We start from the raw sequence: 13,099 nt of genomic DNA, 5'->3' as shown, positions 1-13,099 counted from the left end.
CAACGAGCTCTCCGCCAAGCCATTCAAATGGAACAAAACGGCTGAATCGATCATCAGCTCAGTCCACAAAGCTAAACTTGGCGCGATGAAAAATAGATTATTGAACTAACCGCTCAGGCCACTAGCTCAGCCACCCCATTACCCAAACGACCGCAAGACCAAACTGTTGACGAGTGGACTGACGATTTCTGTAGCAAGGAGATGTAGCAACAAAAGTCACCGTCACTCCTCCGCAAAGTAATCGTTGTCGAGCTGTTTCGCCTCATACAGCTCATCCGTGCCGACGCAGCTGGCACCGCTAACTCCCGCCCGCGCCGTTACGATCTCCGCAGCAGTCTACGGGGCAAAGAAACGACAGGCCCATGCCGACCAAATACTTTCCTTAATGCAAGCCGACCAGTTTCTGTATCGATCCGATGTCAGAGCCGACGTGCCAGCTCACCTGGGACGACGACGCTTGCCAATCGAGCAGCAGGGCATCAGCGAGACGGGGTATCGCTACACCAAAAAAGAGAATGAGGCACGGTACCGGTAGTCAACAATAAACTCCCCGTCCCTCGAGCATGCTTTCAGCCACTACCGCCAGACTGGCGTCCATATGCTCGCACTACAGCGCACCCTTCTGGGGTAAAGCATCCCCCAACTGCAGCGATTATCTTTTGAGGCCTACCAGCAGATTGATGGATTGCCGTGGCTTACAAGACGGTGCGCAACAGGGTGGTGCGCAGCGTGGTGCGCACGGAAACGGACAGTTAATACATCACTCATTTGGTCTTCATTCATTAAGCCACCCGAAACCCCGCAGACCATTGGCCGGCCTCGAGAAGTATCAACCGAAGAGGGGACGGCACTTGAGCCGTAGCGACTCAACGGTGTTGCGCATCGGCTACCTGGTACGCAAAAGAGTGGTACGCAGCGTGGTACGCATGGAAACGTGCCTTTTTGCGTACTATGCTGCGCGCACTGCGTCAGAACAGATTTACCGTCACGGCTTGCATGCGGAGGCATCGACCAGCACGAGGCGACCGTCGACGCCAGTTTCTTATGGTATCCACGGGCTAGTATCCAAGCGGGTATCCATAAAAATGAGCAGCAGGCGGTGCCGATTTGGAAACCAACAACCCGCGCCAACCAGTACGGAGCCACCTAAGAAACTTACTGGTGTCGGTCAAAGTGGATTATCTGCCCTCACCTTGCTCCGCGAGCAGTCTGCCGCATCCGGGCTTGAAGGCATCTTCTATAGCGAGGTTGTAACCGATCCACCCTACGCCCAACCCGCGCATAGCATCTCAGCCTGCTCCAAAATCAGCTGTGCAGCCCCTTCCTGCTGATCCGGCGGGTATTTGTATTTGCGCAGGATGCGCCTGACCATCAGCCGCAGCCTGGCGCGCACGCTCTCGCGATTGTTCCAGTCCACCGTCACGTTCTGCCGCAGGCTGGCGGTCAGTTCATGGGCGATCTTGGCCAGGATCTCGTCGCCCAGCTCGCGAACGGATGCCTCGTTATTGGCCAGCGCATCGTAGAAGGCCAATTCGTCGTCATTCAGCCCTAGTTCATCGCCCCGCTTGCTGGCGGCGGCGAACTTCTTGGCCATCTCGATCAGCTCTTCGATGACCTGGGCGGTTTCGATGGAGCGGTTCTGGTAGCGCTTGATCACGTTATCGAGCAACTCGGAGAATTTCTTTTCCTGTGCGAGGTTGCTGGCGAACTTGCTCTTGATCTCGCCTTCCAGCAGCCGCTCCAGCAGCTCAACCGCCAGGTTCCTTTCCGGCAGGTTGCGCACCTCGGCGAGGAATTCATCGTCCAGCAGGCCGATGTTCGGCTTGTCCAGGCCAACCGCCTCGAACACATCCACCACCTCGCCGGAGACCACAGCATTGCCGATGATCTGGCGGATGGCCAGCTCGCGCTCTTCGTCGGTCTTCTTCTTGGCACTGATCTCGCGCTTGGTCAGCAGCACCTTGATGGCTTGCAGAAAGGCCACTTCCTCGCGCACCGCCTTGGCTTCATCCAGAGTGCAGCACAGCGTGAAAGCCTTGCTCATGGCCAGGGCATTGTCGGCGAAGCGCTTCTTGCCATCCTCCAGGCCCAGCACATGGTTGGCCGCACCGGCCAGCAGCTTGTGGCCGCCGGTCAGGTAATCGCTGTAGTCGAAGCCATGCAGCAGGCTGCGCAACACATCGAGCTTTTCCTCCAGTACTGAGTAGGCTTCGTGGGCATCCACGGTTGGCCGGCCGCGCCCCTTGCTGGCGGTGTACTCCTTGAGCGCAGCCTTCAGTTCGTTGGCAATGCCGATGTAATCCACCACCAGGCCGCCCTGCTTGTCCTTGAATACGCGGTTCACCCGGGCGATGGCCTGCATCAGGTTGTGGCCCTTCATGGGCTTGTCGACATACAGGGTATGCACGCAGGGCGCGTCGAAGCCGGTCAGCCACATGTCGCGCACGATGACCAGCTGCAGCGGGTCTTTCGGGTCCTTGAAGCGTTTCTCCAGGCGTTTTTTCACCTGGCTCGGATAGATATGCGGGCGCAGCAACGCCTTGTCCGAAGCGCTGCCGGTCATCACCACCTTGATCGCGCCCTGCTCCGGGTCTTCGTCGTGCCATTCGGGGCGCAGCGCGACGATCTCGTTGTACAGATGCACACAGATCTCGCGGCTCATGGCCACGATCATGGCCTTGCCGCTCTGCGCTTGATTGCGCTCCTCGAAGTGCGCGACCAGATCCGCCGCCACGCTTTTGATACGCGGCTCGGCACCCACGACCTTTTCCAGCGCCGCCCAGCGCGATTTCAGGCGCGATTGCTGATCCTCTTCCTCATCTTCGGCCAGCTCGTCCACTTCATCATCGATATGTGCCAGCTCACTGTCTTTCAGCGACAGCTTGGCCAGCCGCGATTCGTAGTAGATCGCCACCGTGGCGCCGTCGTCCTTGGCCTGCTGCATGTCGTAGACGTGGATGTAGTCACCGAACACCGCCCGGGTGTCACGGTCTTCACTGGATACCGGCGTACCGGTAAAGGCCACAAAGGTGGCGTTCGGCAGGGCGTCGCGCAGGTGCTGGGCATAGCCCACCTGGTAACGGGCGCTGGCCTCGGCCACCTTCAGGTCGGGCGCCTTCAGCGAGGCATGGAAGCCATATTGGGTGCGATGCGCCTCGTCTGCGATCACCACGATGTTCGAGCGGGTCGAAAGCACCGGGAAGCTGTCTTCATCCTCACCCGGCATAAACTTCTGAATGGTGGCAAACACGATGCCGCCACTCGGACGGTTGCCTAGTTTCTCCCGCAGATCGCCACGCGTCTCGGCCTGCACCGGTTGCTCGCGAAGCAAGTCATGCGACAGCGAAAACACCCCGAACAACTGGCCGTCCAGGTCGTTGCGGTCGGTGATCACCACGATGGTCGGGTTCTCCATCGCCGCCGCCTGCATCACCCGTGCGGCAAAACAGGTCATGGTGATGCTCTTACCCGAGCCCTGGGTATGCCAGACCACCCCGCCCTTGTGCGTGCCGCCCGGGCGCGAAGCGGTCACCACCTGGCGGATCGCCGCCCGCACCGCGTGGAACTGGTGATAACCGGCGATCTTTTTCACCAAGCGACCGTCATCCTCGAACAGCACGAAGTAACGCAGGTAATCCAGCAGCATCTCCGGCGCCATCACGCCGCGCAGAAGGGTTTCCAGTTCGTTGAACTGACCCAGCGGGTCGAGCTGCTCACCATCGATGGTGCGCCAGTTCATGAAGCGCTCGGCATCGGCCGACAGCGAGCCCATGCGCGCCTCGCTGCCATCGGAAATCACCAGGATTTCGTTGTAGTGGAACAGATCGGGAATCTGCTCCTTATAGGTCTGCAATTGATCGAAGGCCTTCCACAGGTCGGCGTTCACATCGGCGGGGTTCTTCAGCTCCAGCAGCACCAGCGGCAGGCCGTTGACGAACAGGATGATGTCGGGGCGCCGGGTGTGCTTCGGCCCCTGAATGCTGAACTGGTTGATCGCCAGCCACTCGTTGCCGCGCACGTTTACCCAGTCGATCAGCCGCACGAAATCACCCCGGGTTTCGCCATCGAGCTGGTACTGCACCGGCACGCCGCCGACCAGCAGCCGATGGAACAGGCGGTTGGCCGACAACTGCGCCGGCACACCCAGATCCACTACCTGCTTGAGCGCATCCTCGCGAGCGGCCAGCGGCACCTGGGGATTGAGCTTTGCGATGGCGGCGCGCAGGCGTTCCGTCAGCACGACCTGGCGATAACTGTCGCGCTGCGGGTCGCCGCCGTCATGGGCGATATCCGGCCCGTAAAGGTGCGTGTAACCCAGTTCGCCCAGCCAGCCGAGGCATTCCTGTTCCAGTTGGTCTTCGGTCATTACTGCTCAATCCTTGATCCGTCGAACGCATCGACATGACGAAAAAACATGACAACCCGGTAATCGACGGGTCACTCGGTCTGACCGGCCGGAATCACCTGCCAGTACCCTCCATTGGCCGGCCCCACGCGGCGCAGGCGGTTTTCAGACTGCAACTTGCGCAGACTTCGCTCAACCGAGCGCTCGGTGACGCCGGTCAGTGCGGCCAGTTCGGGAATGGTGATGTCGGGCCGTGCAGCAATGGCCTGCAGGATTTTCCCCGACGTTTTTACCGACTTTTTCCCCGACGTTATTTCTGTTTCTCGCGCCTGCGCCTCCAATGCTTCGCCGAGCGCCTGCTGCAGCGCCTCCAGCATGAACTCCACGAAAGGCGTCGCCTCGGCGACCTGGTCGGCGGCGGACAGGGCTGCGTAATAAGCATCCTGACGGTCGCGGATTACGCTTTCCACCGGAAGCCAGGCCAGCACCGGTCGCCAGCGGCTGAGAATCAGCGTCTGCCACAACCGGCCCATGCGACCGTTGCCATCGGCGAACGGGTGGATGAATTCAAATTCGTAGTGGAACACGCAACTGGCCAGCAACGGGTGTAAGTCGGTGGCTTCCAGCCAGCCGAGCAGATCGTCGACCAGTTGCGCCACGCGGCTGGCCGGTGGCGCCATGTGCATGAGTTGTTCACCCCGATAAATGCCAACCCCGCCGCGACGAAAGTGGCCGGCATCATCAATCAGGCCATGCAGCAAGCGGCCATGGGCGGCCAGCAAATCGGCCCGGCTGGCAGCATTCCAGCCGGGCATGGCTTCGTAGGCGGCGAAGGCGTTGCGCACTTCCTGGATCTCACGGGGCAGCCCGAGCACACGCTTGCCGTCGAGCACGGCGGTGACCTGCTCGACGCTCAGGGTGTTGTTCTCGATGGCCAGCGAGGCCTGGATGCTGCGGATGCGATTGCCCCGGCGCAATTGCGGGGTCATTGCCGCCTCCTCGCGTGCCGTCAGCCGGCCGACCTGTTCGGCGATCTCGGCGACCAGGGCGAGCATGTGCGGGGTGAGGGTCAGCGGTGGCTGGTAGGTGCTCATGCGGTCAATTCCATCCGGGTGGGGGAAGACGCTGTCTGCCGCAATGGAATACCGGCGCAATCAGCGTTCAGCAAACGCTCATTATCCAAATCGAACGGCAACACCCATAGCTTCATGCCTTCTCCGTAATCGAATACCGGCAGCGCTTTTTGCAGCCCCGACCAGAACGGATAGATCAGCACCAGGGTAGGTATGCCTGCTCCAACGCGATACTTATGGCCATAGGCAAACAACTGGTAAAAATCACCCTGGTTCAAGTTGTAGTTTTTCTCAGGTTCTCCTGAATCCACACGTTTCCATTTAGTGTCCAGAATCCAGCGTTGCTCAGCGGTATCGATCAGCAGGTCCGGCTTCAAGCGAAACATCTTCCCATGATCATGCCCGCACAAGTGCTCGCGGCTGGCCTGGCTCGTCAAGCGTGCTGTGGAGGGCAACTGCTTACGCAACCAGGCCTCGACATAACACTCGAATAGCTTTTCCATCGGAAACAGCAGGCTCATGCCGCGCCAGTCACCGGCCACGGCAATCGGCATCTGCTGATTGAGGATCAACTCACACCAGGGCTTCACCGCCTGGTAATGCGCCATCAACCGGTCGCGGCTCCATGCCCGAAAGTCCTGACTTACCTGTCGGCTGGCTGGCAACTCCGCGAGCATCGCCCGCAACTCGTTGGCCAGTCGCCAATTGGCTGCATCCTGGGTGGCTTTGGCCACCTGCTCCAGCGCCAGCTTGAGCAAGCGATTCTCGGCCCGATCAGGCAGAAATACATCGTGGCGAATCTGAAAGTGATGCTGGCGGCCCGGCGGCTGGCGCATCTGCGCCACCACATTGAGCTGGCCACGGAGAAAACGCTGTTCCTCCTCGATGCGTTGGTAGTCGAAGCGCACACCACGCTTGACCAACAAATCCAGCTCCGCCAGAAACTGCCCCATCACCCACTCACTGAGCGGCGCATCAAACAATTCGAGGCTCGTCACCGATGCCTCGCGCGGCTTGAGATGCAAGGCGTGCTGAATCAGCTTGCGCAGCAAACGCCGGCTTTTCAGCATGCAATCATCCTGCTCGTGATGCTTGGGCAGAATCTCCAGCCGCGTACCGCAGGGTGCTTCCAGAACGCCCACGTAGGAATCCCACTTCAGCGAGCACCGCCCTTCAACCTGCAGTAACGGCGCGCCGTTACGGTTGAATCCGGCACTCAGCTCACACAGCCACTCGAAGGCACTTTCGGTAATTTGCGCGCAGTCAAGGTTGCCGGGCGCGACAGCGGCCGTTGTCAGGCGAGCATATTCACGAACGGTAACGAACGCGCTCACGCACCCGTCTCCTCGATCTCAGCAGGAATCTCGGCTGGGGACTGCACGCCGATAATTCCCCTGTACGCAGAAATCCGTTTGAACGCCGCATCATTGATCCGCCATACCCCGCCTTGCGCTGGCACGCTGATATTGCCGAACAGCCCTGCCAGATCCTGGTTATCCTGTTGCACGAAGCAATCAATCGCGGGCTTACGGTGATCATTGAGAACCCACTGAATGCGCTGCCAGTCGTCAAAGAAATATTCCTGCAACAGCGGCAGAATCTCATTGCGCAGGATTCTCTCCAGGCGTGCCAGCGAGGCGTCCTTCTCCAGCGGCATGAAGTAGGCGTGACCCAGACAATGTTCTCGATCAAATAGCACCTCAATGCGCTGATTCATCACCCGCAACAGCTGGCCGATGTTAAGCCCCTGCACCTCCACGCTGTCCAGCAACTCTGGCTTTGGCGGCATCTCACGGAATACGAAGCGCCTGCGCAGGGCTATATCCAGCCCTGCCAGCGAACGGTCGGCGGTGTTCATGGTGCCAATGAGATAAACATTATCTGGCACACTGAACCGCTCCTTGGAATACGGCAGCACCACCGACAACGCCTCTTCAGCGCCAGCACGCTTGGACTTCTCGATTAGGGTGATGAGTTCGCCAAAAATGCGCGAGATATTGCCGCGGTTGATTTCGTCGATGATCAACACACGTGCATCTGCTGTTGTGGGCTTAGGCTGTGGCTGCAGCAGTTGTTCGACCATCGCCGCAAATAGGCTTTGGTAACCATTGACGATGTACTTTTCTAGCCCAGCCTCTGCCACCTTCTGGAAGATACGGCCCTGCCGGATATCGTCAACATCCAGCTGACCGCTCTGCACATAGGTCAATAGTTGACGAACCAAACTCAGCGGCAACGGCAGTACACCGCCCTTAGGTTTATCTAACTCAACGACTTCGGGGCTGATAGCACGCACCACATAGCCCTGGCCAAAACGCTGGCCGACGTGAAACAACGCCCCAGCTTCAATCTTTTGCGAACCCAACAGCCCCTGTAATTTTTCGCGGTTCAGTGTCGGGCTGCGCAATTCATAGAGCGTCATTTGGCTGAACTGACCATTCAGCAACTCACTATGGGGCAAGGACGGGCTGTATTGGCGCAGCCATTTCACCGGCCGCATTTGTGAATAATGCGGGTCGTACTCGGGATGGATTTTGAAGGCATAGCCGCCAGCGACTTCGCCAATCGCGCGGAGCTTAAAATTGCCATCGCTTACCACCACCAGATCGCCCGGCTTCATCTTGGTGACGAACGCGGTAACGCTGGTCACGCTGTAATCGTTAGGGCCATCGAGGGTTACGCCAGCATCCACGAAACGTTGCTGTACATCGCCACGGTTGCTACAGCCGCTGAAGTCGATACCGCCACCGTAGCCCAGCAGCACATAGCCACCCTGAACGCACTCTTCGTAAACCCCGGCGTCGCTACCAAGGGTATTACCCAGGGACATTTTCCAAATTCTGCGCTTACCGAGTTCTAACGGCGCTTCCGCCTGCTGAGTGACTTTGGCGGCGGCTGCTTCGCAAAGGCTTTTGAAAACACCATCGACCACTTCGTAACGCAACTGCCCGCTATCAGCGTCGCTCTCGGCACGCAGCCCCTCGACGAAATCCTCGTAGCTGAAGCTCTGGTGGAAGGTGACGAAACGGATGCGCTCTTGCTGCACTAGCTCGTCGAAGCGGCTCTTCAGCCTTTTACGACTGTTTTCAACGTCGTCTTTACAAGCGCTCAGCAACTGCGGATCGAGAATGGCTAACGCATGCTCGACCGTGGCGTGCGTTTTACCGGTGCCTGGCGGGCCAAAGAGAATTTGGTTTAACGGCACCCGCGCATGGGTCATTGAACGCTCCTCACCATCGCTGGTATTTGTCATATAGCCAAGCTCCAACAAGCCCTTGTCCTGTGGGTTATCTCCGCTGTCCCGGCTATTTGCGAAATGGCGCAGGTCAAAGCGCATGGCGCCTTGCTGACCTTTTTGCCGCCTTGTTCTGCCAGGAAAACCCGCTTCTAGGTCAGCGATAGCCGCTACACCGGCGCTATCGGCGTGAGACGCAATGAAACCCAGAGATTCTTGGGCCTTTGGCGTATCCGCCTTGCGTCCCGTCAGACGTACGTGAGTAATCCGACTCCAGTCCACCCGATCGCCGTGGCTCAATTGAAGTGGGACGAATAGGCTGGCCGGCTCTCCATCGTCGGCAGAAAGCTCCTTAACCGGTGCAAGCCCCAATTCACCGCTGTATAGGCCGCGCATAAATCCGAACGGGCTAAGGCCTGGGACCGATTCTCTGGCCAGCTCGTAGTATTCACGTAGCTTGAGCATACGAGCCACGGGCTTCTTCAAAGGCGGGATATGCTCGTCGGGGCAACCAAGGGTTTTAAGGTAATGACCCAGATGTTCCGACGACGAGATGGGCAAAGTCTGCGCAGGGAGATAGCAGGCTAATAAACGCAGCTTGCGCCCATCACCAACAGTGACTCGCGGCTCCACACCGGCACGGACGTAGATCGCTTTGTCGTCATCCACCCAAAGCAAATCGTCGGGGCTTGCGCCCGCGATAGCACTGTGGATTTTGAGTGTGTAGCGCAGCGCTTCTTCATCGCTCAAATCTTGCAAGCGGCGGTTCTTATAAAGCGTGCCGTCACCCAGAAAATAGAGAATGTGACCCCTGGATGTTCCTGGCATATAACGCCCTAGCGCAGGTATCACGCCCTGTTCAATCCACCAACAGAACGACGCGCCCCCGCCCTTACCCACGCAGTACTGATCCAGCGTCAGGTGCGGCAACCGCGCTAACGGAAAGGCTTCGATAAAGTGCTGGTATTCGGCTGTGTTTTCGCTGCGTGCACAAGCTGCCTCGCCCTGGGCTTTTAAATGGGCGATTAGCCGTTGGAAGTTATCGTTGGTAGCCGGTGTCATACAGCCTCCGCTACGAGAGCTTCAGCTTCTGGCAGGCGCAGCTGACCGGAGATCAGGCGGGGCAAGAGGGTGTCGCGGAGTTGGGTTAGGGTTTGGGCTTGCTGCTCGTTTGCGAACATCGTGACTCGCAACGCAGCAGTGATCTCGTTGAAAGCATTGAGCACAGACGTATCTGGGATTACTACAGGTAATCTGTAAGCATTCCCTCGATTCAAACCGGGCACGGCCCCGTCGGTGTTCATATCTTCGAGCCCGAGCGTTTTCAGCAGGTAGTAGCAATACGTCAGAGGCTGATCCGTCTTGACATAAAAAACCGTATCGATAGGGAAGAATGGTTGATCTTCCCAGTACAGACTACCCACAGTCCCCTTACGGCCGACAATTATTGAAGGGCCTGCTACCAGCGCTTGATCGTGATAGCCGGTTATTCCGCCCGAGCCATATACAGGAACCGGACCATCATTCCGATCCGTTGCCTTCAAGGCTTTTCCGTAGGCGAGTTCCATAAGGTCTTCGACCTTCCCCACCCTCCACCCCTTCGGCACCAACCCCAGCTCGGACTCTTCGAAGCTATCGGGGAACAGGGCGGCGGTGGTGGCGTCCACGCCTTCCGGCTGGCGGCCTTCGGCCTTGGCGCGCACGGGGTCGAAATCGACGAACCAGGATTTGAACAGCGCCTGGGCGATGGCTTCCAGGGTGGTGTTGGTTTCGCGTAGCAGGGTGATGCGGTCGTCGAGAGCGCCAAGTACAGATACGGCGTCGCGCATGTCAGTCTTGCTTGCCGGATACGAGACAGGTAAGTTCCGAACTTCCGTTAAAGAGATGTATTGCTGCGTTGACCCCTTCTTACGCTGCTCGATCAATTGCTGGCCCTGAGGGGATCTCAAGAAGTAGTAGAGCCACTTGGCTCGAATCTCTGTACCACACTTCAAAAGTCCCACGTTCTTGATGGCGAAGATGGGATCTTCTTGGTCGACAATGCAGATTTCACCAACGGTTCCGATCATCGTAAGGAGTAGATCCCATTGATCCACTTTGCTACGACGATTGATATCAAGGTAATCCTCTTCAGAAATAAAATAGGCAGAATCAAGGAAGAGGCCACCACCTTTAACGTTCTTTGACGTTACAAGAAGCTTCCCAACACTTGTCTGTTTCGGGCTGTCATGGGTGCCATCCGCTACACGCAAACAATACTTGTCACATGACACTGTCACGAAAGCCGGATCAATCTCAGAACTCATACCCCAGCCCTCCCAGCTTCTGCCGGATCAACTGATCGAGTTCCGCGCCCTTCTGCATCTGCTCGCCCAGTTGCTGGGTCAGGCGCTGCATCTTCTCGGTAAAGGCTTCGTCGTCATCCTCCACTTCCTCAGCACCGACATAACGGCCCGGTGTGAGCACATGACCGTGCTCAGCGATTTCCGCCAGTTTGACGCTGCGGCAGAAGCCGGCGATGTCCTGGTATTCGGCAATCTCGCCACCTACATCCAGTGGCTCACCGCGCCAGTTGGCGACGGTTTGCGCGATGCGTTCAATATCGGCGTCGGTCAGCTCGATCTGCACACGGCTGACATTGGTGCCAAGTTTGCGTGCGTCGATAAACAGCACTTCGCCGGGGCGGGCGGTTTTCTGTTTGGCGAGGAACCACAGGCAGGCGGGGATCTGCGTGTTGAAGAACAGCTGGCCGGGCAGTGCGACCATCACTTCCACCACGTCGGCCTCGACCATGGCTTTGCGAATCTCACCTTCACTGTTCTGGCTGGAACTCATCGAGCCGTTGGCCAGCACGATGCCGGCGCGGCCGTTGGGTTTCAGGTGGTAAAGCATATGTTGCAGCCAGGCGTAGTTGGCGTTGCCTTGCGGCGGGGTGCCATAGACCCAGCGCGGGTCGCCTTCAAGGCTGCCGTGCCACCAGTCGCTGATATTGAACGGTGGGTTGGCCAGGACGAAATCGGCGCGCAGATCACTGTGCTGGTTGCGGATAAAGGTATCCGCCGGCTCCTTGCCGAGGTTGAAGTCGATGCCGCGAATGGCCAGGTTCATCGCCGCCAGGCGCCAGGTGGTGGGGTTGGACTCCTGCCCATAGATGGACACATCGCCCAGCTTGCCGCCGTGGGCTTCGATGAACTTCTCGGACTGCACGAACATGCCGCCACTGCCGCAGCATGGGTCATATACCTTGCCGTGGTGCGGGTTGAGCACCGCCACCAGGGTTTTGACGATGCTCGCCGGCGTGTAGAACTGCCCGCCCTTCTTGCCTTCGGCGCTGGCGAACTGGCCGAGGAAGTATTCGTAGACCTGGCCGAGCAAATCGCGGGCTTTGTTCGCGTCGTCACCGAAGCCGATGGTGGAGATCAGGTCCACCAGCTCGCCGAGCTTGCCGTCCGGCAACTGGGCGCGGGCATAGCGCTTGTCGAGGATGTTCTTCAGCTTGGGGTTTTCCGCCTCGATGGCGGCCAGGGCATCATCAATTTTCTTGCCGATATCCACCTGTTTGGCAGCGCCACGGATCGACTCCCAACGCGCCACCTCTGGCACCCAGAACACATTGACCTCGCGGTAGTAGTCGCGATCTTCCAGCTCGGCGGCGAGCAGCTCGGGATCGTCGTCGCCCAGGTAGTAGTCATCGTTCTCGTCGGCGAACTTGGTTTCCAGCTCGGCGCGGCGACCGGCGAAGCTGTCGGAGATGTATTTGAGGAAGATCAGCCCGAGCACGATGTGCTTGTACTCCGCGGCGTCCATGTTGGCGCGCAGCTTGTCAGCGGTGGCCCAGAGGGTCTTTTCCATCATCGCCAGGCTGGTGGCCGGCTGCAGCTTGGCGGATTTGGCCTTGGTTGCCGCTTGCACCAGATAGCTGGCCGACACCTCCGCGACGCCCGGCTCGCGGCGTTCACGCGCGTTGTTTAGAGCCTGGTCCGCCAGGCTGATGCCAGTGACCGAAGCGCGGGATACGGAACCGCCGCGCCCGCGACCTTTGAGTAACACACCCTTTTCGATCAGCTCATCACGAGCGGCGCGGAACTGCTCCTCACTCAATCCGGCGAACTGGCCCTGCAGACGCGAAAGCAGCGTTTGGTTACCGATACTGCTGCCATCGGCGGGAACGGCCGCAAGCAATGCCTGAGACAACGTGGCCAAATCTGTCATGCGTAACTCCTCGTGCGCTTCCATCCAGTGGAAGCGCCGGTAAATAAACTGTGACGCGGCTTTGAGCGGACAATGCGCAGTAAGCGAAGGGATGGCGTGTAAGTCTGTACTGGCTGAACGAGTACGAGCGGAGGGCCATCCCTGGATCTACAGGCCTGCCGTGCTTTGATGCCGCCACCTTATCCATTGGCTTTGCATGGGTAAAGGTGCAATCCATCTTTGCCGAGCTTACCT

General features: G+C 58.6%; 6 protein-coding genes. All 6 read right to left on the bottom strand.

Going from position 1 to position 13,099, the window contains the following annotated elements:
• Positions 1 to 1,264 precede the first annotated feature (1,264 nt).
• Positions 1,265 to 4,366 carry a type I restriction endonuclease subunit R gene (locus tag CW305_RS23130; protein ID WP_104099112.1) on the bottom strand — a complete coding sequence of 1,034 codons (3,102 nt, stop codon included), beginning with the start codon at positions 4,364 to 4,366 and terminating at the stop codon, positions 1,265 to 1,267.
• Between the two features lie 71 nt (positions 4,367 to 4,437).
• Entirely contained in the window at positions 4,438 to 5,439 is a 1,002-nt protein-coding gene (locus CW305_RS23125; RefSeq protein WP_104099111.1) for a Fic family protein, read from the bottom strand.
• Complete coding sequence (locus CW305_RS23120) at positions 5,436 to 6,752, bottom strand: McrC family protein (RefSeq protein WP_014819204.1); 1,317 nt, start codon at positions 6,750 to 6,752, stop codon at positions 5,436 to 5,438. Before CW305_RS23120 ends, CW305_RS23125 begins: the two co-directional genes overlap by 4 nt.
• The gene (locus CW305_RS23950; protein WP_104099110.1) at positions 6,749 to 9,715 is read right to left on the bottom strand and encodes an AAA family ATPase; all 2,967 of its coding nucleotides are present in this window, start codon (positions 9,713 to 9,715) and stop codon (positions 6,749 to 6,751) included. The genes CW305_RS23120 and CW305_RS23950 overlap by 4 nt, the downstream gene beginning before the upstream one ends.
• Positions 9,712 to 10,959, bottom strand: coding sequence for a restriction endonuclease subunit S (locus CW305_RS23110; protein ID WP_104099109.1), 1,248 nt, complete (start codon positions 10,957 to 10,959; stop codon positions 9,712 to 9,714). The genes CW305_RS23950 and CW305_RS23110 overlap by 4 nt, the downstream gene beginning before the upstream one ends.
• A complete protein-coding gene (locus CW305_RS23105; RefSeq protein WP_104099108.1) occupies positions 10,949 to 12,865 on the bottom strand; it encodes a class I SAM-dependent DNA methyltransferase in 1,917 nt (638 codons plus the stop codon). Before CW305_RS23105 ends, CW305_RS23110 begins: the two co-directional genes overlap by 11 nt.
• Between the last annotated feature and the right edge of the window lie 234 nt (positions 12,866 to 13,099).

Origin of the sequence: Stutzerimonas kunmingensis (genome assembly GCF_002929225.1) — a bacterium.
Taxonomy (GTDB): domain Bacteria; phylum Pseudomonadota; class Gammaproteobacteria; order Pseudomonadales; family Pseudomonadaceae; genus Stutzerimonas.
The sequence above is the reverse complement of the archived record's forward strand: the minus strand, read 5'-3'. Positions and strand labels throughout refer to the sequence as shown.

What these genes read in the sequence shown, in the direction of transcription:
- CW305_RS23130 (WP_104099112.1), bottom strand. Translation starts at nt 4,366, where the DNA reads ATGACCGAAGACCAACTGGAACAGGAATGCCTCGGCTGGCTGGGCGAA.
- CW305_RS23125 (WP_104099111.1), bottom strand. Translation starts at nt 5,439, where the DNA reads ATGAGCACCTACCAGCCACCGCTGACCCTCACCCCGCACATGCTCGCC.
- CW305_RS23950 (WP_104099110.1), bottom strand. Translation starts at nt 9,715, where the DNA reads ATGACACCGGCTACCAACGATAACTTCCAACGGCTAATCGCCCATTTA.
- CW305_RS23110 (WP_104099109.1), bottom strand. Translation starts at nt 10,959, where the DNA reads ATGAGTTCTGAGATTGATCCGGCTTTCGTGACAGTGTCATGTGACAAG.
- CW305_RS23105 (WP_104099108.1), bottom strand. Translation starts at nt 12,865, where the DNA reads ATGACAGATTTGGCCACGTTGTCTCAGGCATTGCTTGCGGCCGTTCCC.